Origin of the sequence: Pontibacter deserti (assembly GCF_023630255.1) — a bacterium.
Classification (GTDB): Bacteria; Bacteroidota; Bacteroidia; order Cytophagales; family Hymenobacteraceae; genus Pontibacter; species Pontibacter deserti.
Genome location: NZ_JALPRS010000004.1, coordinates 73,751 through 94,197, shown reverse-complemented (window position 1 = coordinate 94,197; position 20,447 = coordinate 73,751). Strand labels below are relative to the sequence as shown.

Sequence of the window (20,447 nt, the reverse complement as noted above, 5' to 3'; positions counted from 1 at the left end):
AACCATCCGTAATAGGCTAACGTCAGGTATAATATGCCTGGCAAAGTAGTACCTTAATTATGAATACAGCTATGAAAAAATTATTCTTATTTGTTTTTGCGTTCTGTACAGTGCTGATGGCCCAGGCCCAGATGTCGCCACGTTTTGGTATCAAAGCCGGGGTTAACTATGCTGGCCTGGAGGGCGATGATGCAGGAGACAACGACCGCATTTTTGGAGCACACGCAGGTGTATTTGTAAGCTTACCATTAGTAGAGGATTTTTTCTCTATTAAGCCAGAAGCATTATACTCTATGAAAGGTGCAGAAAGCCAGGATGATGATTTTGAACTGAAGCTTAATTACATTGATGTACCGGTACTTGCACAGATAAATGCAGGCCCTTTATACTTTGAAGCAGGCCCACAGGCATCTTTCCGCGTATCCGGTAAAATAGAAACAGACCTAGGTTCTACAGATGATCTTGAAGATTTAGGTTATAAAAGCTTCTTGTTTGGGTATGCAGCTGGTATTGGCTTGGCATCCGCTCCACTTGGTCTTAGTGTTGGTGTTCGCTATAGTGGCGATGCTTCCAAGATCACAGACGATGATGACACAAAGATCCGCAATAGCGTATTCATGCTGACATTGGGGTATATGTTCCCGAGCAGATAATATTTGCCTTAGTACAACTTAAAACTATGGAAAAGAAGCCCGGCTTTGGCCGGGCTTTTTCTTTTATTATACTTCTCTCTTACAGCCCCTTAAAAGATGCATCAAAATTATTTCCTTCTATATAGACAAAACATATACTCTGGCATTGTTGTTGTAATTCAGTCTTCTGATTGCAATCATAACAAAAGCTGAAAAGTAAAAACTTTCTTGCTCACCTTCAGCTAGTTGAACTATAAGTTTGTTAAAAGTTCTAAAATAGAAAGCTAAAATTATCATAACTGCCGTATATGGCTCGTTAGTAGTACAATTTTTAAAATAATAAGATCATGAAAAAACTATTCATTATAGGCGCTATGCTGCTTGCAGGCGCTACAGCAACTCAGGCACAATCAGGTTTTGGTTTCAGAGGTGGTGCAAATATGTCCAATCTTTCCGGTGACTTAGATAACGAAGATAACTTCGAAAATAAGTGGGGCTTCCATGGAGGTATCACTTATAACATTGGTATTGTAGATAATTTCTTCTCTATCCAGCCGGAGCTACTTTATTCACAGAAAGGTTTTAAAAACGCGGATGTAGAGTTCACCGATCCAATTACCAACAATTCTTATCGTAGAGTTGGTAAAGTAAACTATAACTATCTGGATCTGCCTGTAATGGCAAAGATTAAAGCTGGTCCATTATACTTTGAGGCTGGTCCGCAGGCATCTTACCTGGTAGGTGTTAATAATGAGACCAAGACTTATATAAACGATGTAGAGGAAACTTCTTCTCGTGACGAAAAAGACAAAGATGGTCTGAAAGAGTTTGAGTTCGGTTATGGAGCCGGTGTTGGTCTTGCATTAGGCAACAGCTTAAGCCTGGGCGTACGTTACAACGGTAGCTTAAGTGATTTCGTGGATGAAGACGTAAACTTTGAAGGTGACATTACCAACGCACGTCATTCTACAATCATGTTCACGTTAGGCTTAACAATCCCGTCTCTATAATAACCACAACTATAGTTAAGGCTTATTATTAAACGAGGCTATACTCATAAACAAAAATCCCCGGTACTATAAAAGCGCCGGGGATTTTTGTTTACATCAGTTTATACTTACCTGCTCATTTCAGCATAGTACTTATAGAACAGCGGTATGGTCTCAATACCTTTCATATAGTTGAAGACACCAAAGTTCTCGTTTGGCGAGTGAATGGCATCACTATCCAAACCAAAGCCCATCAAAACAGAATCCAGGCCAAGTTCAGACTTAAACATAGCAACTATTGGTATAGAGCCACCGCTACGAACAGGTATAGGTTTCACGCCAAAGGTTTCTTCGTAGGCTTTTGATGCTGCCTGATATGCTACTGAATCTGTTGGGGTAACTACAGGCTCACCACCATGATGAGGCTTTACTACTACTTTTACACTTGCCGGAGCTATACTTTCAAAATGTTTGGTAAACTTCTCTGTTATTTCTGCAGATGTCTGGTTAGGCACCAAGCGCATAGAAATTTTAGCAAAGGCTTTTGAAGGAATAACTGTTTTAGCGCCCTCTCCTATGTAACCGCCCCAGATACCGTTTACATCTAAGGTTGGTCTTATTGAAGTACGCTCCATTGTAGTGTAACCTTCTTCACCGTGTATATCACTTAGGTCCAGTGCTTTTTTATACTTGTCTAAGCTAAATGGTGCGCGGGCCATTTCGGCGCGTTCTTCCTGGCTCAGCTCTGTTACATTATCGTAAAAGCCCGGTATAGTGATGTGGTTGTTCTCATCGTGCAGCGAAGCGATCATCTGGCAAAGTATATTGATCGGGTTAGCCACTGCGCCACCATATAATCCGGAATGTAAGTCGCGGTTTGGACCTGTAACCTCCACTTCCATGTAACTCATGCCGCGCAAACCTGTGGTAATAGATGGGGTATCATTGGCCAGCATGCCGGTATCTGAAATCAGGATAACATCAGCGGCAAGTTTCTCCTTGTTGTTTTTTACAAAGGTAGCCAGGTTAGCAGAGCCAACTTCCTCTTCCCCTTCAATCATGAACTTCACGTTGCAAGGCAGTGCGTTATTACGCATCATTACTTCAAAAGCCTTTACGTGCATGTACATCTGCCCTTTGTCGTCGCAGGCACCGCGGGCATAAATTTTACCGTCTTTAATTACTGGCTCAAACGGAGGAGAATTCCACAGCTCATATGGGTCAGCAGGCTGTACATCATAGTGGCCGTAAACCAGCACAGTTGGCAGGCTTGGGTCAATAATTTTCTCGCCATACACAATTGGGTAGCCGGCAGTTTCGCATAATTCTACATTATCAGCACCTGCTTCGCGCAACCTGTCAGCCACAAATTCGGCAGTGCGTATTACATCTTGCTTAAACTTTGGATCAGCACTTACCGATGGAATGCGAAGCATATCAAGCAGCTCATTCAGAAAGCGGTCTTTGTTCTCAGTAATATAGTTGTTCATTAGCTTTACTTTTGTTTGTCCTTAAAGTTAATAAAAAATGCCACCCTTGTGTAGAGAGCGGCATCTTTAGATCATCATCCTGTATAGTTATACTTACTTTTTGCGACCCAGATTTATGTTGGCTTTGCTTTCTTCACCGGCAATCAGTCGGTTAATATTTTTACGGTGTGTAAGCACCACCACTGCAAACAGCACAAAGCCAAAAACGATCAGGATCGGGTTATCCGGGTGAAAGCGTGGCAACAGTAAAAGTATAGGGAACGCCAGTGCTGCAATCATAGAACCTAACGACACGTAACGCGACGTAAAAAGTACGATCACAAATATCACCATACATAACAACGCCACATCCGTCTGAATAGCCAGCATCATACCTAACAAAGTGGCAACGCCTTTACCACCTTTAAAGCGCTCATATACCGGAAATATATGCCCCACAACTGCCAGCATACCCATTATTAACTGGTAGATTATCAGTTGATCGGCAGGTATAGCCTCAAAAACTACCAGCAAACCCGCTAGTGAAGTAGCGGCCCAGCCTTTAAAGATATCGATCAGCATTACAATGGTACCTGGCTTTTTACCAAGCACCCGGAAGGTATTGGTAGCACCAGAGTTGCCGCTGCCATGTTTACGGATGTCGATGCCGTAGTACCATTTACCCAGCCAAACCGCAGTACAAATAGAGCCGATAAGGTAAGCTGCTACAAAAAGTATAGCAATCAAAAGTATATCCATCAATGTATGGTTCTTGTTTTAAGTAAGCCTGGTGTATCCACTTTGCCCTGATAAGGTAGCGTGTAGGCCTTTAGAAGTTCAAATATAGATAAATCTTAATTTAAATTTCAAGCCTTACACCTGATAAATGGTATACGCTATATTTATACTTACTGGTTGTTCGGTTCTGGCTCTGGTTCCCCTTCAGGTGCTTCGCCTTTCTTTTTTCTACGCTTCTTTTCTTTCTTAGGCTCTTCATCCACAAAGTCCATACTCTCAGTAGATTCAATTTCCTGTTGCTGTGTGGCTACTTTAAAACCACTTTTGCCATTCAGGTAATTTTTGCTGAAGTGCTCCAGGAAAATATTTTTATCAGTGGCCTCACCCGGGTAAAAGGCATAATTGGTAGTTGTACCACGTCCGCGCTTCGACTTGCTCTTCACTGCTTTGTTGAACTTGTCGTTTGACGCTACCAGATTAAGTCCATTCTCGAAGAAACTGAAGTAATACCAGGTATACTGATCAGCCTGCAAGTATAAATTCATGGTTGGTTCGCCATTCAGGTCCTGCTTAATCTCCAGGTAACCATCTACCATTGCATTTATATCCTCTTTCATAATGCTGGCAACACCAATTTTGCCGGTGCTGTACCAGGCCTTCTGCTCGTTAGACCACTGCAGATCTACTTTATTCAGTATCAGGCTTCGGATAAGCGACTTATCTAACTTCGGTAATGGCACATGACCAGTAGCCGTTTGATTAATGTAATTACGTACACCACGGTCGCCGATAAATTCACCAAGCTTGTAGTAGGTTGCATCACTGCCATCCAATGCCTCAGGAGCACTTTGCGTATTTTCCTCCAGGTTTTCAGCCATTGCTACAAGAGCCTGTTCCGGCATTTCAAAATTAAATGCCAGGAACGTATCCAGGTTATAACGGCTGCTATCTACGTTGGCAGAACCATTTCCGGAAGCATCTACCTTAAAGTTACGAGACGATTTGAGCAGGTTAAGCTTACCCTCAAAACGTAAGTTATTGGTAGCTTCGCTGTAACTAAGCACGTTGCCCTGGTAAGAGTTGGCATTTGCACGCTCTTCTCTTTCAATCTTAAACTCTTTGTTTGCTTTGTTATAAGAAATAGAACCATCTACCAAGAAAAGGTCTAGGTCGTCTTCGTTTTGCTTCTGAGAAACAAATGTGTTATAAAGCTTGGCTGTAGCTGCCGAAACGTGAATACCTGTATGGAGCGGGGTACCATCCGCTGCTTTTGGCTTCTGTATCGGGATGCGTACGTTAGCCGGGTTCAATGTATCCTTTTTGTAAGGGAACCAGCCCGAATCTGTTTCATTTCCGGTAAAGGTAAGCTTCAGTTCACCATCAAAGTCCATGTATGGTTTAGTAGCGTGCATCAGCACCTTACCTCGATACAGAATCCTTGGGAAGATGTAGAACTTATCTTTCTCTTCAATGTTAGCTGTTGCAAAAGAGTAGATCGGCTTACGCTTACCCTGCGGGTTATCATAGGTAAAATCACTGAAGTGAAGTTTAAATGAATCAGAGGCTGCATTCAGGTAGTCCAGGTAAGCATTACCTTTTAGTAGCTTTCTTGCTTTTACATCTACATTACCTTCATATAATTTATGGTACTGCTGCGCTGAGTCGGCCATAATGCGGGAGTTGCGCAGTGTACGGATCGTAGCATCAGCCGAAACCACTACTTTACCACTATCAGGCAACACATACATATCGGCTACAGCAATGTATGGCACACCGCCGGCAAGTATAGTATTCTTCTTCAGGTCATACACACCGCTACCCGCCATAAAGTTAAGCGAGTCCTGCTCCGGGTGCATAGAATAGAAGTAGTTTTTGCCGCCTTTTTCATCAGCTTTGAGGGTAATCTTTTCAGTTGCAAAGTCCCAGCGGGCACTGCGCATGGATGTTTTATACTGTGCTCTCGGGAATTCTATACTTGCTGCACCCTGCTTTTCGATACCAAAATCCACGGCACCTTTGGTCATATCGTAGTTAAACTCCACGCCCTGTGCCTTTATAGCCGGCCTTACCTGCACGTCAGATTTTGCGATCATCTGAGAGTTGTTACCCGAGAAACTGCGCTGTTTGAACAGGAACTGCGGTGAGGTTACGTTTGCCACAGGGTTATCTAACTCGCCAGTGCCATACATACCACCGGGGGACAACTTGGCCACTCCCTTAAACTTATACTGCTCCTTATAAACCAGCATCGGCTCTTTGTTAGTGTACAAGTACATAGAGTCTACTTTAGGCTGCCAGTTCATGTTAAAATTGCTCAGTGTGGCTACCGGAAACTCAGTACTGTTCAGTTTATCTTCTTTTATAGTTGCCTTAGCGCCTTTCTGCGTTTTTACAGCATCCTGGTAATAAGTGTATTCCGGAGCCTCTAAAGTTGCTGTCAGGTAAGTAAGTGTTCCTTTGCTCTGAATACCCTGCGAACTCATCATAATGGTATCGTAGGCTATACCTTTACCACCAAAAGCCGGCAGACCTTTTGCAGGTGGCTGATAATAAAAGCCCAGCGTTTCGTCCGGCATCATGATCAGCTTGGTTTTAATGTCCGGGAATATACCACCTGAATGGAAAGTTCCTTCGAAACCAATGGTGTTTTTGCCAGAGCTCAAACTATCGAGTTTAAACGGCGGCATGTCAAAGTACACGGTACTATCGTAGGCCCCTCCCAACACATCCGGTCTGTTAAAAGCAACCTGTGCACCAACCGGGGCATCAAACTTAGGGTACTCCGGGTAAAATTCTTTCCCTGACTTATTTTCCGGTTTGTTGATGTATAGTTTGCCGGTAAGGCTACCTGTGCGGCTTGTAAGTACCTGGTTCGATACTTCGCCTTTAGATGATTTCCGTTTTTTGGTAACCAAAGCAATGGTATCCAGTTGCTGCATATCGATCATAAACTCATCGTAATCGAACTTGAATTTACTGCCTTTAAAAGCAAGACGGCTGGCGAAGACCTGGCCTCCAAACTCAATGTTACGATTATCCAGGATGCGAACGATACTGCTATCCGGAACGATGTAAACGCTGGCGGTATCGTTATTGAAAGCGATTTTCTCAACGCCACGCACTTCCAGCTTGTTGTTGTTCATGTTCAACGTGGCATTTCGGCCGGATGGCACTACAGAGCGAATAACAATATGGTCGTAGTCACGCTTTTTCTTAGATGCGCCTACATACAGCCATGCTTTCTTTTTAAGGGCGATGTAACCTGTGCTGTTATCAAAATCCAGGAAGCCTTCGCGGGATAGATTGTGTGCAGCTTGCCTGATTGCCTGCTCATTGATTTTATTAAACTTGGATACATCAGCAGCATAAAACTCATTTTGTTTAGATTTTTGGGCATAAGCCACCAAAGCCTGCAACGGATGGAATGTAGCCACACCCACTAGCTGCTGGTACCGGTTGTTGGAATAGTATTCTGTTGACTCCAGCTGCACCGGTATAATGGTCTTTGTATTTAATACTGAGAAGTTAATATGCGGCGTATTCAGATCCCAATACACACGCTCAGCCACTATCTCCATTTCATGGTAAGTATCATAAAATGGCGTGCGGCTGTAAGGGCCTTTGTCCTTTGTTAAGGTCAGCCTGTTTAGTGGTTTGGAGTAACGCAGCTGCACGGCCACATGTGAGATAGAATCTTTCTCTTGGTAGATAGATACTGCTGCCTGCGAAGCCACAATAACAGAATCATTCAATGTATAGTTAAGGGCACGTGAGCTGAATTTACGCTTACCGCCATCTACTACCGAAATTTCAGAAAGGCTTCCATCTAAAGCGCGGCTACCAATCAGGTCGCCGGCCAGCGAAAAACCACCTGTATAGGATATTTTTTCGCCCAGGCTTTTGACTTTTGCATCATTAGTAAACGACACAAACCGGGGATATAACTTTTCGCCTTTGGCACCACGCTTCGTACTTCTGAATTCAAAGGAGCCTTCAACAGGAGAATCTAGTACAGCTTTATAGGTGAGTGTAACATCCGGAGCTTTAAAACCAGCAAAGGTTACATCAAAATTATACTTGCGGATAATAGCTGACGCCTGACTGCCGCCTGCTTCCCAGTCATAGGTACCGCCTTCGCCTACAAATATGCCTTTAGTCAGCATTAATTGCCCGCTGGTTTTCTGGATGGCAGTTGAATCGTAGTTGGTGGCAAAAGTGATGTTTACATTTTCCAGCTTCAGGGTTGGGCCGGATACCTGAGGTTGTGCAGGTATAAACTGCTGCTTCAGGCTCTCTTTACGGCGTTGGGCAGCTTTCTTCGCTTCTTCCTTCTTTTGTTCAGCAGACTTTGGTTTTACAACAGGTGTACCCCATCCGTCGTCTGTACTTTCGGCTTCAGAGCTAACTTCATCGTCCCACGAGATGTTATCCCACTCGCTGCTACCTTGTGCTGCTTTATCATCTTCTTTTTTACTTGAAGCACCTTCATAAGCAAAGCTAAAGCTTCCACCGGTTGCATAAAGCCTATAGTTCGGTTTCTGGAAAATGCGGCCTGTTGTTAAGTATAAGCTACTTGTGTTCAGGAAGCTCCCTACACTTGCCATATCTTCATTGTCTACGGCTTTGGCCACAACATCCAGCAAACTGCTCAGGCGATCGCCGCGGAGGTCATGCTTATTTACTCCTGCCGTGATCATGGTGAAGAAATCAGAATAATGCGGATTGGAGCGCATTTTCTTACGATACATCTGCTGCGATATATCGATTACCTGATTCTTCTGCTTATCAGTGAGCTTGCCACTATTCCAGATCCCTTCCAGCTCTGTACCCAGTTGTTCGGCATTGGTCACCTTACCGGTTACCATTAAGGCTTTAGCCTCCGTTATAAACTCGGCGGGTTTGTTAGAGAATTTGCTTTGCGCCTGCGCTGCAAAAGATGTCAATAAAAAAGTAAAGAGTAAAAGTTTGTACCTCATAGCAGTACCGTTAAGTTGTTAGCTATACTTAAAAATTGCGGAAACCCAGTTGTTCTTCACGCGGTGCGACAGGTATGTTAGCCCCAGTCTGGTTGCCCGTTCCTGCAGCATCGGGAGGTCATCAGTATAAAAACCGCTCAGCAACAGGTAGCCTTCCGGCTTCAGCACAGCTACATAAGCGGGCATATCATCTAATAAAACGTTACGGTTGATGTTGGCAAGTATAATGTCGTATGGTTTATCGCCTTCAATCGTTTCAGCGCCACCTAAACGCACATCTATACTTGAGTATCCATTCAGTTCAGCATTCTCGCGGGCATTCTCTACCGTCCAGTCTTCGATCTCAACTGCTACAATCTCTGAGGCTCCTAGTTCGCCGGCCATAATGGCCAGTATACCTGTACCGCAACCCATATCCAGTACGCGTTTGCCCTGGTGATCCAGCGTCAACTGATTCTCGATCATCAAAGTAGTGGTTTCATGGTGGCCTGTGCCGAATGACATTTTCGGGTTGATCACGATATCATACTTCGCGTTGGCAGGTTTCTCGTGGAACGATGCCCTTACGGATACCTGGTCACCGATGAAAAGCGGTTCAAAGTTGCGCTCCCACTCCTCGTTCCAGTTCTGGCGCTCTATTTTCTGTGTTGCATATTCTATCTGTGCCAGATCAGCGTAGCGGTTCAACGTCTCTTCCAGTTCCTGCTGGCTATACTTGTCTTCGTCAATGTAGGCGCTAAATCCTTCTTCGTTCTCTACAAAGGCGTCAAAGCCCAGCTCTCCCAGCTCGGCGGTAAGTATATCCGCGAAATCAGCGTTTACTTTTAAAGTTACTTCTATAAAATCCATGGTTGTATTTATTCGCGGCAAGTGGCAAATGAACGCACGGTTGTAAAATGTACAGTTATATCTGCCAGGTTACGGTTATCAGTTACATATAAAATGTGATCTGCAAATGCCTTATTAGGTGTAAGATACCAAACGGCTGTAGCATCCGCAAAAAGTTTGTTACTCTCCCGGTATACTACCATGTTGGCAAAGGCTTCATCTTCTCCTAAGAACACAGTATAAGCAGCGTCGTTTTTATACTTTGGGTCGCGCTCCAGGTATACAGAACCGTAAATCCTGCAATAGTCGTTGGCAACAGGAAATAACGCCGGCGCCGGAGCAGCAGACTTAAAAAAAGGCAAAAGTGCCAGCCAGAAAGTAAATAGTACAGGCATAACTCACATTTTACTCAAAGATAACGAATTGCAATAATAAAAAAGGCTGCCAGTACAATGTATTGGCAGCCTTTCTGGTTCAAAAGTTCCTTTGCTTAGAACGATTTAATTATATCTGTAAAATCTCTTGACTTTAGTGATGCCCCACCAATCAGACCACCATCTACATCCGGCTGTGCGAAAAGCTCCTGGGCATTACCCGGGTTGCAGCTACCACCATAAAGTATAGAACAGTTAAAAGCAGCCTCCGCATCGAACATTTTAGAAAGCTGCTCACGGATATAAGCATGCATTTCCTGCGCCTGCTGGCTGCTGGCCGTGCGACCTGTACCTATCGCCCAGATCGGCTCGTAGGCTACCACTACCTTATCAAACTCTTCGTTGCTCAGGTAAGAAAGGCTGTCGTGCAGCTGCTTGCCCACATACTCAAAATGATTATCTGTATCGCGTTCTTCTAAAGGCTCGCCGCAGCAGAAGATTGGTTTTAAGCCCTGAGCTATAGTTGCTTTCAGTTTTTTGTAAAGCGTTTGTGCATCTTCGTGGTGGTACATGCGGCGCTCGCTGTGGCCGATAATCACATACTCTGTACCCACAGACTTAAGCATACTTGCCGATACTTCACCAGTAAAGGCTCCGCTTTCGTGCTCGCTCACATTTTGGGCAGCCAGGTGCATCAGGTCGTTGCCTTGGGTTAGTTTGCCTACGCTTTGCAGGAACGGGAAAGGAGGAGCTACAATTACGGTCACATCGCCGGTTACTTCGTCTTTCACCATGTTATCGATCTCCGACACAAGCGACAGCGCTTCTTCGTAGGTCTTGTTCATTTTCCAGTTGCCGGCAACTATACGTTTTCTCATGTTTTATACTTTGATGTTGAATTTATACTTGGTTAAACAGCTTCCGCTGCTGTACGGCAAGTTAGTAAATTATGATATATACTTTACAGCGGGTGTAAACAAACCACCCCTGCCCCTCCTTAACCAAGGAGGGGCAGGGGTGGTTGGTACCGGAACACCAAAAAGAAAAAGCCGCAGCAACTATACAGTTTCTGCGGCTTTCTATACTTTATAGTTCTTACCTATAATTTATCCTTCAAAAATCTGGCTGTGTGGTTATCTTCCAGCTTCGCCATTTCTTCCGGTGTGCCTTCAAACAGCAAATGACCACCGTTTATACCTCCCTCCGGACCAAGATCTATAATCCAGTCAGCAGATTTGATGATGTCCATATTGTGCTCGATGATGACTACCGTATTGCCATTCTCGATCAGTGCGTTGATGGATGTAAGCAGTTTGCTGATATCGTGGAAGTGCAGGCCTGTACTTGGTTCATCGAAAATGAACAGAATGTTATCCTGATGCGGTTGCGCGCCCTTAGTTAAGAACGAAGCTAGTTTAACACGTTGCGCCTCACCACCCGACAATGTATTGCTCGATTGCCCCAGACGGATATAACCTAAACCAACATCATTCAGCGGTTTCAGTTTCTCGATAATTTTCGGTTGATCCGCGAAGAAATCGATGCTGTCGGCAATGGTCATATCCAGCACTTCCGAAATGCTTTTCTCTTTATACTTGATATCAAGCACGTCCTGTTTAAAGCGTTGGCCATGGCAGCTTTCGCAGGTCAGGTAGATGTCAGCCATAAACTGCATTTCGATCTTTACCTGGCCTTCGCCCTGACATACTTCACAACGGCCTCCTTCAATATTAAAGGAGAAGTGCGATGGTTTAAACCCTCGTGCCTTTGCTAACGGCTGATCAGCATACAACGTACGGATAGCATCATAGGCCTTTACATAAGTAACCGGATTAGAGCGAGACGATTTACCTATCGGGTTCTGATCGACAAACTCTACATGCTTGATCTTATTATAGTCGCCAGCCAGCTTATCGAACTTACCGGTTGCTTCTGACGTGGCACCGTGAAGCTTCTGCATCGCTGGGGCCAAAATCTTCTTGATCAGCGTTGATTTACCTGAGCCACTTACACCTGTTACTACCGTCATCACATCCAGCGGAACCTTTACACTCAGGTTCTTCAGGTTGTTTTCGCGGGCACCGATTATCTCAATTGCATTGCGCCATTTGCGGCGTTGCGTTGGTACGGGCACCTCCATGCGGCCACTCAGATACCGGGCAGTATAGGTATCAGCTTTTTTTGTGAGTTCATCTAAAGTACCCTGGAACATGAGGTTACCACCACCCGAGCCTGCTTCCGGACCAATATCTATCAATTGATCAGCGGCACGCATCATTTCTTCTTCGTGCTCTACAACTATAACCGTATTGCCCAACTGCTGCAACGAGCGCAGTACCCCTATTAACTGTTCAGAATCTTTCGGGTGCAGGCCTATACTTGGCTCATCCAGGATATACATGGAACCTACCAGCGCACTACCCAGTGAAGTTGCCAGGTTTATACGCTGACTCTCGCCACCCGATAAAGTATTTGACAAACGGTTCAGCGTCAGGTAGCCTAAGCCTACACGCTCCAGGTAACCTAAACGGTTTGCCACTTCTGTTACCAGTCGGTCGGCTACGTTCTGCTCATGCTGGGTAAGCTCAATGTTCTGGAAGAATGGCAGCACCTGCGTAATCGGCATGAGCACCAGGTCGGTTATACTTTTGCCGTTCACTTTCACATAGCTGGCATCTTTGCGCAGGCGAGAGCCTTTACAGTCTGGGCAGGTGGTGCGGCCACGGTAGCGCGACAACATAACCCGGTACTGAATTTTATGGGTCTGTGCCTGTATATGTTTAAAGAAATCGTTCAGCCCTTCGAAGTACTTGTTACCTGTCCAGAGCAATTCCTGCTCGGCTTCGGTTAGTTCGTTGTAAGGGCGGTGTATCGGAAAATCGAAGCGTATACCATTTTTTACCAACGGCTGCAGCCACTCGTTCATTTTATCGCTTCTCCACGGGGCAATGGCTCCTTCGTATACAGTCAGGCTTTTGTCCGGAATCACTAAGTCCGGATCTATTCCTAACACGCTTCCGAAACCTTCGCAGGTCTGGCACGCGCCATACGGGTTGTTAAAGCTGAAGAAATTTACCGAAGGCTCTTCGAACACCATCCCATCCAACTCAAACTTATCTGAGAACACACGCTCTTCACCGTCGCCATACTTCACACGGCACTCGCCATGTCCTTCATAAAAGGCTGTCTGCACCGAGTCGGCTATTCTGAATTGCAGGTCTTCATCAGATTTATAGATCACCGCACGGTCGATCAGGATATATACTTCCTTGCCCAGCTTCGGATTCTTCTGCTCCAGCAGTTCCTCAATAAAGTATACTTCTCCGTTAGCGTAAATCCTGGAGTAACCTTTTTGCAGGAGCAGGTCCAGTTCTTTAGCCAGCGAACGCTCTTTGTGCTGCAGCAGCGGGGCCAGGATCATTACACGGGCTTCATCTTCCAGCGAAAAAATAAAGTCCACTACATCAGCTACCGAATCTTTTTTAACAACCTCCCTGGAAACAGGCGAAAAAGTTTTACCGATTCGTGCATAGAGCAATTTCAGGTAATCGTAGATTTCGGTGCTGGTACCAACCGTAGAGCGGTTATTTTTTATACTTACTTTCTGCTCGATGGCAATGGCCGGGCTAATACCTTTAATGTAATCTACATCCGGTTTATCCATACGGCCCAGGAACTGGCGCGCATAAGAGCTTAGGCTTTCCACGTACATGCGCTGTCCTTCGGCATAAAGTGTATCGAAAGCCAGGGAAGATTTGCCGGAGCCGGAAAGGCCGGTAACAACTATAAATTTATTGCGTGGCAGGGCCACGCTCAGGTTTTTCAGGTTATGAACCCGCGCACCTTTTATAATTATATTCTGACGTGCATCGAGTTCGTCGAGGTTGTATTCGGGAGTTATTGCCATAGTAGCGACAGCTTTTCAGCAACTATAAAGGTGTTGCCAGAGCCAATTTTCGTTCTTTTATAATTGTGTAAAGTTACGAATCCCCTCCTTCTTTTAGAAGCAGTTTATCCGGTATGCCTTATCCTATACTTCTTATAAAAGCAATTCTGTTAAAAACCACTATAGCGATAGAATAAAGCATCTTTTTGTAACAGCGTCAAGCTTAAAAAGGTTTAGCTTTTCAATAACTCATTCCTATAGCTTATACTATCCGCTTTGGTTATAATTTGTACTACTTTTGACAGCGTCACATTTGTTATTTTAACGTGAAAGAATAGCAATCGTACAATTGTGTATAGCTTCTGCCTATTTAAGTCTACCACAGGCCGTGCCTGAGATTGCACCGCCGATGCACTCAGCAATTAGTTGCCTTTGCAGCTAATCTCCTCTACGCCGGCCTTAGCGCCGCACCCCGCTTAAAGGCCAGTGTTCTTCGTTACCGACTAATGCCGGGTATTCAGCTGATGCTACGTGAGACTAGACCCAGATACCCACACTATGAAAAAATTTACCCGCCTTTTAGTACTTATTATTCTGCTTCTCCCTTCCTTAACAATTAGCAGAGTATTGGCCCAAACAAACCAACTACCCGACCAGCCATGTAATTACATTACTCCTGATGGATGTTCTGCTGTTGGATATGTAAGTGTAACACCAAGACCAGAGCAGCCCGGTGGGCCACAGAATGAGCAGCTTGATGTAGAGCTTTTCTTCCAGGATATCTGTGAAAATGTTACCGAAATAACGATTAATCAGGTTCAGGGGCCACCTGTTACGCTTACCGATGCTGACATTACAGCAACATTGCAGACAATAGTCTTTGCAGTAAATGCTAATTCCTTTAAAGATGGGAAGCTAAAAGTTACTATAACGTATGCAGACGGTAGCAAAGAAATGGTAGATATCGTTTTTGATGAATCTTTTAACTGTGGAATTATTGAACCCCTGCCAGTAGAACTTACAAGCTTTGAAGGCAAAGCGACAGAAAGCGGCATTAACCTGGAGTGGGAAACGGCAAGTGAGTTAAACAACAGCCACTTTGATGTAGAACGCAGCCCGGATGGCAATCATTTTTCAAGTATAGGTACAGTTCAGGGCAGTGGCACTACATCTTTACCAGCCAGCTATAAGCTCACAGATAAAGACCCTTTGAAAGGAATTAACTACTACCGGTTAAAACAAGTAGATTACGACAATGCTTTCAGCTACTCTAAAACTATAGCTGTGCACTGGGAAACAGGAGACGCCATGCAGGTAATGCTCTTACCAAACCCTTGCCGAAACGGCGACTGTACTATTACGCTCAGTAACGTAGCAAACACTGAAACCCTGGTGCAACTTAAAGATATGGCCGGGCGTGTGGTGTATTCTAAAACAGTTAAAGGTGACAGCCATGCATTAGAGCTGCCTTTAAACGAACTGAAGCAATACAGAGGACTTTATTTTCTGTCGGCCACTGCAGGTAACAAGGTAGTATACCAGCGAATTGTGCTGGAGTAAGTATAAACTGATAAGGTAGAGGCACAGCTAACTATAACCTGTGGCTATACCTTACCCGTATGATTGGTAAAAACCTAACTAACTATAAACTAATTATGGGAAAAGGAGATAGAAAATCAAGGAAAGGTAAAATTACCAAAGGCACTTACGGCAACAGACGCCCACGCAAAGCCAACAAAGCTGCCGCAACCACTGAAAAGGAAAAATCAGAGAAGTAAGCAGCTCAAAACAGCAACGGCCCTGCAGATCTGCAGGGCCGTTGCTGTTTTAAAAGTATAAGTATAATCAGGTTGTTTCAGGGTGCAGGTCAAGGTTACGCAGTTTGTCGGCTTTTGCTGCTGTTATCCCTACCACGCCCAACGTTATTAACCCACCAACAACTACCGAAGGCACAGCCCCCATTAACTTTGCCATAGCACCAGCCCTGAAAGCTCCAATCTCGTTAGAAGATCCAACAAAAATACTGTTCACTGAGGACACACGGCCCTTCATATATTCCGGGGTAAGGGTATGGATAAGGGTAGAGCGTATAATCACGCTGATGCTGTCAAAAGCACCACTGAGTATAAGCATTACCAGCGAAAACCAGAAGTTAGTGGAGAACCCAAACAAAATAAGGCTCACCCCAAATCCGGCAACGCACCACAACATTTTTTTACCAGCCTGTACGGTTATCGGATAGTAAGCCATCCAGACAGCCATAACCACAGAGCCAACTGCTGGTGCAGCACGTAAGAAGCCAAGACCCTGCGGCCCTATCTTTAAAATATCAGAAGCGAAAACAGGCAACAACGCAACCGCACCACCAAACAGCACCGCAAACATATCCAGCGAGATGGCATTAAGTATAACCTGGTTCCCGAACACAAACTTTATACCTGTGCGCAGACTCTCTTTCAGGTTCTGCGGGTTTATATTTTCAGGTAGTGGTTTGGCTCCTATCAAAGCAAAAGATACCAGCGACAGGAATACAAGTATAGCATCGGTAGCATAGGCAGCAGTTATGCCATAAAAGCCGTAAACCAATCCCCCGATAGCCGGCCCAACCAATGATGCTGCCTGCCAGGTAGTACTGCTCCAGGTAATGGCATTGGCGTATAGTTGCTTTCCGGTCACCAGCTGCGGCATAAAAGAGAACACGGCAGGGTTCATAAAGCCACGTGCAATACCACTAATAAAAATGATCACGTAGATAGGCAGTACTCCAAACAGCGCAATTACCTGGCTCATATCTAAGGTAAAGTATAGCAAGGCCGCAGAGCACAACATCAGTACCGATACTACCACCATAATTATTTTTTTACGCGGCACCATATCGGCCAGATAACCGGCATATAAGGATACAACTATAGATGGAATAGCTTCAGCCAAGCCAATTAACCCAAGTGAAAAAGGATCTTTGGTGATGTCGTAAATCTGCCAGCCAACTATAACGGCCTGTATCTGCATGGCAAGCGTAATGCATAACCTTGCTGAAATATATAACCGGAACTCAGGTAGCCGCAGCACGGCATAGGGGTCGTGTTTTACCACGACATTTCCCTTCTTCTCTTTCATTATAACCTCCTAAACCTGTTGTACTATACTTGGGCTCCCCGCTGAGAAAGTATAGCAAAACACAAAGGTAAGCAGCAAGACAATCGCTTTAGTATGCCACCCTCCAAATTTGTTTAAGTTGTCTTATCGCTTACCTTTTACTAATTAATTTTTTGTTTGCACCAAATTGAAAACAGGCCTTATTCTGTGTAAATCACTTGTTTAAAACCATTTATAAAACAGCTAGATAATAACTTACTTTTTTTAGCGTTTTTTCTGTAACAAGGCTATCACCTTAGAAGTATAACTTTTTAGAGAACGGGAAACATCCCTCAGCAACTGCTTCCGTTTTCTGTGTGTGCGCCAGCATCGCATTTCTGTTAGGGTCTTGTTAAGAACAGCGCACGCAAAATGATCATATTGTAAACATTACCTTTTTTGTTTAACGGGTATGCTCTGGTCTCGTACTTTCAGGAGCAAGGAAGCATACGCTCTTTATATTTTTTACTCTTAGATATTGACACTATGGAATTACTGGACATCAAAAGTTTATTAGGAAGCATCGAGAAGAAGGTGTACCAGCAGGAAATTACGACAAGCACAGACGTAACTAAGCTGATAAACGCAGAAATAGCAAAAGCTATTAATATAAAAAACGGTGCAGCAGGCTCAGATGAAGCAACCCTTAAGAATGTTTCCTGCACTACACTGGAATGCTATTTAGAACACCTGCAAGCTCTGGAGCAGAAACTACAGGCACCTGCCAGCCTATCGGCACAGTGCAAGCCAGTAGAAGAACGCGAAATTAACCGCCGCATACTACTTATACTTAACCGCTTAAAAAAATATACCAGGGAATAAAACTCTACTATACTAACATACTTTTCAGAGAGTCCTTCGTGAGGCACATTTGCCTGGCGAAGGACTTTTTTATTGCCCTAATGGTTCTGCTCTGTTTCAGGATGTTGACTAATGTCATTTTATAGCTGCAGCTCATAAGCTATACTTGCATCGTAAAAAAGCATACCTATTAAGAATTACATATAATGAAGCGGGATATAGAAAACGAAGAAGATATAAAGCTGTTGGTAGATACGTTTTATGATCACGTAAACCTGGATGATGTACTTGGGCCTATCTTTAACGACTTTGCCAAGGTAGACTGGGACCACCACCTGCCTGTAATGTATAACTTCTGGAGCACTGTGTTATTTGGAAGTATGGCGTATAAAGGTCAGCCATTCCCGAAACATATGCGCCTGCCGGTATCGCGTGAGCACTTTAATCGCTGGGTGGAGCTGTTTACACAAACTGTTGATGAGCTTTTTGAAGGAGCGAGAGCTGATGAGATAAAACAGAAAGCAACCAGTATAGCGCAGGTTTTCCAGATGCGTTTAGGCCTAATGGATTTCCAGGCGATCTAAAAAAATTTTGTAAACAGAATCTAGTTTCTTGCCCGTAAGGATACAGCTATACCTGTACTCTTACGGGCTTTTTTTATGCGTCTACCAATTGCAAAATATAGTTGGCATTGAGTATGTTTTATAGAGAATTCTTAATTTAATATATTAATATACAGCAGGTTACTATATGTGGATAAATAAATTAAATTAAAATCATACTCTTTTATACTTTACTAACGTATACTTCTTACTATATGTGGGGCCCTAATGAAAAGACAGGTGCAACTGATACAGGAGCGCGGGGATTTTTTGCAGTTGAACTACCAGTACCTGTTGCACAAATAAAAAGCATTACATATATTTGATTTACACTTCTTAAATAAAACTGTTCAAAACCTCTAAAACGCACAATATGATTTAAAGCTCTACGTTAAACTAATGTAGCTTTACGATGAATACAACTACCCAGATGAGCGACTCAGCTTTAGTATCGCTCTACATCTCAGGTAATGAGAATGCGTTCGAACAGTTAGTAAACCGACACAAGAACAAAGTATTTACAACAATCATTTTGATTGTTAAAGACACGTATACAGCCGAAGACCTGATGCAGGATGCTTTTATTAAAGCGATCCACACCATGAAGAGCGGACGGTATAATGAAGAAGGCAAGTTTTCCTCCTGGATCTGCCGTATTGCCCATAACCTGGCAATCGACTTTTTCAGGAAAGAGAAGCGAAGCCCGATGATCACGCTGGAAGATGGCAGCAATGTGTTTAACACGCTTGCATTTGCCGCCGACTCTGCCGAGTCGCTGCAGATACAGGAAGACACCGTTGCCCGTCTGCGCGAGCTAATCCAGACGCTGCCACAATCGCAGCGGGAAGTGCTTATGATGCGCCATTACGCCGACATGAGCTTCCAGGAGATAGCAGACGCAACCGGTGTGAGCATCAACACAGCCTTGGGACGTATGCGCTATGCGCTTATCAATCTCAGGAAGAAGATGCTAAACGGTAATATTGCTTATGATAAAAACATCTACTCAGAATGAGCTTATCCAGTATGTGTACAACGAATTGGCTGAAAATGCCTGCGAGCAGCTGGAGGTAGCACTTATGCACGACAACGAGCTGGCCGAAGGCTGCTCCGACTTCCTGCTGATCCAAAGACTATTAGACGGCGCCACCAAAAGCCCGAGCGACCGCGCTATAAATAATATCCTGAATTATTCAAAAAGCTTAAGTTTGCAGTCTTAACCGACTGCAAACTTTTTTTATGCGCAAAAAAGAACGCTACAAGCTCCTGATCGATTATTTTACGAATAACTTTCCGGAGCCTGAGACTGAACTGGCTTATACCAACCCGTACGAGCTTATATTGGCCGTTGTGCTAAGTGCGCAATGCACCGATAAGCGCGTAAATATGGTTACGCCTGCCCTTTTCGAAGCTTATCCTACTCCAGAGGCCTTAGCGGCCGCCGCACCGGAGGAGATATTTGAATACATTAGAAGTATATCGTACCCGAACAACAAGGCAAAGCACCTAGCAGGTTTGGGCCGCATGCTGGTAGAGCAGTTTAACTCCGAGGTGCCCAGCACGGTAGAGGAACTGGTAAAACTACCCGGCGTAGGTCGCAAAACAGCCAACGTTATAGTGTCGGTTATCTGGAACCAGCCGGCCATGGCCGTAGATACGCATGTGTTCAGGGTTAGTAAAAGGCTAGGTTTGGTAGATAAAAAAGCGAAGACGCCACTGGAAGTAGAACGCGAACTGGTAAGCAACCTTCCTGAAGAGCTAATTGCCAAGGCACACCACTGGCTTATACTTCATGGCCGTTACATCTGCATCGCGCGCCGTCCCAAATGCGAAGAATGCCCCCTTACCCACTTCTGCGCCTTTTTCCAGAAAAACTTCCCTAACATACCCGATGACCCTGAGAACAAACTGGGTGGAATTTGATTTGCTGGACTTGTAAATTATAAAGCCCGCTGTAACTATAGTTGCGGTAGGCTTTTTTGTTGGTCATAAATTTCATTTAACTTGTACTATATAA

17 protein-coding genes are annotated in these 20,447 nt (G+C 44.3%); 9 read left to right on the top strand and 8 right to left on the bottom strand.

Features of this window, described 5'->3' with window-relative positions; all coding sequences use genetic code 11:
- Positions 1–71: 71 nt before the first annotated feature.
- Both MJ612_RS17460 and MJ612_RS17455 read left to right on the top strand, forming a co-directional pair.
- Complete coding sequence (locus MJ612_RS17460) at positions 72–653, top strand: porin family protein (protein ID WP_187033973.1); 582 nt, start codon at positions 72–74, stop codon at positions 651–653.
- Positions 654–979: 326 nt separating this feature from the next.
- On the top strand, positions 980–1,642 hold the full coding sequence (locus MJ612_RS17455) for a porin family protein (RefSeq protein WP_187033974.1): 663 nt from the start codon (positions 980–982) through the stop codon (positions 1,640–1,642).
- A gap of 107 nt (positions 1,643–1,749) precedes the next feature.
- On the opposite strand, the gene MJ612_RS17450 is transcribed toward MJ612_RS17455, so the two are convergent.
- The 7 genes from MJ612_RS17450 to uvrA form a co-directional block, all read right to left on the bottom strand.
- On the bottom strand, positions 1,750–3,111 hold the full coding sequence (locus MJ612_RS17450) for a dipeptidase (RefSeq protein WP_187033975.1): 1,362 nt from the start codon (positions 3,109–3,111) through the stop codon (positions 1,750–1,752).
- Between the two features lie 93 nt (positions 3,112–3,204).
- Complete coding sequence (gene plsY / locus MJ612_RS17445) at positions 3,205–3,849, bottom strand: glycerol-3-phosphate 1-O-acyltransferase PlsY (protein ID WP_187033976.1); 645 nt, start codon at positions 3,847–3,849, stop codon at positions 3,205–3,207.
- Between the two features lie 149 nt (positions 3,850–3,998).
- Positions 3,999–8,804 (bottom strand): hypothetical protein, encoded by a 4,806-nt coding sequence (locus MJ612_RS17440; RefSeq protein WP_187033977.1) that lies wholly within the window; start codon positions 8,802–8,804, stop codon positions 3,999–4,001.
- Positions 8,805–8,822: 18 nt separating this feature from the next.
- Entirely contained in the window at positions 8,823–9,653 is an 831-nt protein-coding gene (gene prmA, locus MJ612_RS17435) for a 50S ribosomal protein L11 methyltransferase (RefSeq protein WP_187033978.1), read from the bottom strand.
- Between the two features lie 8 nt (positions 9,654–9,661).
- Positions 9,662–10,027, bottom strand: a complete 366-nt coding sequence (locus MJ612_RS17430; RefSeq protein WP_187033979.1) for a DUF6150 family protein — start codon at positions 10,025–10,027, stop codon at positions 9,662–9,664.
- 95 nt (positions 10,028–10,122) lie between these two features.
- Positions 10,123–10,884, bottom strand: a complete 762-nt coding sequence (gene tpiA, locus MJ612_RS17425) for a triose-phosphate isomerase (RefSeq protein WP_187033980.1) — start codon at positions 10,882–10,884, stop codon at positions 10,123–10,125.
- A 221-nt stretch (positions 10,885–11,105) separates the two neighbouring features.
- Entirely contained in the window at positions 11,106–13,913 is a 2,808-nt protein-coding gene (gene uvrA, locus MJ612_RS17420; RefSeq protein ID WP_187033981.1) for an excinuclease ABC subunit UvrA, read from the bottom strand.
- A 537-nt stretch (positions 13,914–14,450) separates the two neighbouring features.
- Here uvrA and MJ612_RS17415 point away from each other — a divergent pair.
- Together MJ612_RS17415 and MJ612_RS17410 are read left to right on the top strand one after the other, a co-directional pair.
- Complete coding sequence (locus MJ612_RS17415) at positions 14,451–15,452, top strand: T9SS type A sorting domain-containing protein (protein ID WP_187033982.1); 1,002 nt, start codon at positions 14,451–14,453, stop codon at positions 15,450–15,452.
- 95 nt (positions 15,453–15,547) lie between these two features.
- Complete coding sequence (locus MJ612_RS17410) at positions 15,548–15,670, top strand: 30S ribosomal protein THX (RefSeq protein ID WP_187033983.1); 123 nt, start codon at positions 15,548–15,550, stop codon at positions 15,668–15,670.
- Positions 15,671–15,737: 67 nt separating this feature from the next.
- Here MJ612_RS17410 and MJ612_RS17405 read toward each other — a convergent pair whose 3' ends face one another.
- Positions 15,738–17,009 carry an MFS transporter gene (locus tag MJ612_RS17405; protein WP_187033984.1) on the bottom strand — a complete coding sequence of 424 codons (1,272 nt, stop codon included), beginning with the start codon at positions 17,007–17,009 and terminating at the stop codon, positions 15,738–15,740.
- A gap of 504 nt (positions 17,010–17,513) precedes the next feature.
- On the opposite strand from MJ612_RS17405, the gene MJ612_RS17400 reads away from it, so the two are divergent.
- The 5 genes from MJ612_RS17400 to nth all read left to right on the top strand — a co-directional run bounded on the left by MJ612_RS17400 (position 17,514) and on the right by nth (position 20,353).
- Positions 17,514–17,849: a hypothetical protein gene (locus MJ612_RS17400; protein ID WP_187033985.1), complete on the top strand. Its 336-nt coding sequence runs from the start codon at positions 17,514–17,516 to the stop codon at positions 17,847–17,849.
- Between the two features lie 185 nt (positions 17,850–18,034).
- Positions 18,035–18,412 carry a group III truncated hemoglobin gene (locus tag MJ612_RS17395; RefSeq protein ID WP_187033986.1) on the top strand — a complete coding sequence of 126 codons (378 nt, stop codon included), beginning with the start codon at positions 18,035–18,037 and terminating at the stop codon, positions 18,410–18,412.
- A gap of 430 nt (positions 18,413–18,842) precedes the next feature.
- Complete coding sequence (locus MJ612_RS17390; RefSeq protein WP_187033987.1) at positions 18,843–19,445, top strand: RNA polymerase sigma factor; 603 nt, start codon at positions 18,843–18,845, stop codon at positions 19,443–19,445.
- Complete coding sequence (locus tag MJ612_RS17385) at positions 19,420–19,650, top strand: hypothetical protein (protein ID WP_187033988.1); 231 nt, start codon at positions 19,420–19,422, stop codon at positions 19,648–19,650. The genes MJ612_RS17390 and MJ612_RS17385 overlap by 26 nt, the downstream gene beginning before the upstream one ends.
- A 19-nt stretch (positions 19,651–19,669) precedes the next feature.
- On the top strand, positions 19,670–20,353 hold the full coding sequence (gene nth, locus MJ612_RS17380; protein WP_187033989.1) for an endonuclease III: 684 nt from the start codon (positions 19,670–19,672) through the stop codon (positions 20,351–20,353).
- Positions 20,354–20,447: the final 94 nt, after the last annotated feature.

What these genes read in the sequence shown, in the direction of transcription:
- MJ612_RS17460 (WP_187033973.1), top strand. Translation starts at nt 72, where the DNA reads ATGAAAAAATTATTCTTATTTGTTTTTGCGTTCTGTACAGTGCTGATG.
- MJ612_RS17455 (WP_187033974.1), top strand. Translation starts at nt 980, where the DNA reads ATGAAAAAACTATTCATTATAGGCGCTATGCTGCTTGCAGGCGCTACA.
- MJ612_RS17450 (WP_187033975.1), bottom strand. Translation starts at nt 3,111, where the DNA reads ATGAACAACTATATTACTGAGAACAAAGACCGCTTTCTGAATGAGCTG.
- plsY (WP_187033976.1), bottom strand. Translation starts at nt 3,849, where the DNA reads ATGGATATACTTTTGATTGCTATACTTTTTGTAGCAGCTTACCTTATC.
- MJ612_RS17440 (WP_187033977.1), bottom strand. Translation starts at nt 8,804, where the DNA reads ATGAGGTACAAACTTTTACTCTTTACTTTTTTATTGACATCTTTTGCA.
- prmA (WP_187033978.1), bottom strand. Translation starts at nt 9,653, where the DNA reads ATGGATTTTATAGAAGTAACTTTAAAAGTAAACGCTGATTTCGCGGAT.
- MJ612_RS17430 (WP_187033979.1), bottom strand. Translation starts at nt 10,027, where the DNA reads ATGCCTGTACTATTTACTTTCTGGCTGGCACTTTTGCCTTTTTTTAAG.
- tpiA (WP_187033980.1), bottom strand. Translation starts at nt 10,884, where the DNA reads ATGAGAAAACGTATAGTTGCCGGCAACTGGAAAATGAACAAGACCTAC.
- uvrA (WP_187033981.1), bottom strand. Translation starts at nt 13,913, where the DNA reads ATGGCAATAACTCCCGAATACAACCTCGACGAACTCGATGCACGTCAG.
- MJ612_RS17415 (WP_187033982.1), top strand. Translation starts at nt 14,451, where the DNA reads ATGAAAAAATTTACCCGCCTTTTAGTACTTATTATTCTGCTTCTCCCT.
- MJ612_RS17410 (WP_187033983.1), top strand. Translation starts at nt 15,548, where the DNA reads ATGGGAAAAGGAGATAGAAAATCAAGGAAAGGTAAAATTACCAAAGGC.
- MJ612_RS17405 (WP_187033984.1), bottom strand. Translation starts at nt 17,009, where the DNA reads ATGAAAGAGAAGAAGGGAAATGTCGTGGTAAAACACGACCCCTATGCC.
- MJ612_RS17400 (WP_187033985.1), top strand. Translation starts at nt 17,514, where the DNA reads ATGGAATTACTGGACATCAAAAGTTTATTAGGAAGCATCGAGAAGAAG.
- MJ612_RS17395 (WP_187033986.1), top strand. Translation starts at nt 18,035, where the DNA reads ATGAAGCGGGATATAGAAAACGAAGAAGATATAAAGCTGTTGGTAGAT.
- MJ612_RS17390 (WP_187033987.1), top strand. Translation starts at nt 18,843, where the DNA reads ATGAATACAACTACCCAGATGAGCGACTCAGCTTTAGTATCGCTCTAC.
- MJ612_RS17385 (WP_187033988.1), top strand. Translation starts at nt 19,420, where the DNA reads ATGATAAAAACATCTACTCAGAATGAGCTTATCCAGTATGTGTACAAC.
- nth (WP_187033989.1), top strand. Translation starts at nt 19,670, where the DNA reads ATGCGCAAAAAAGAACGCTACAAGCTCCTGATCGATTATTTTACGAAT.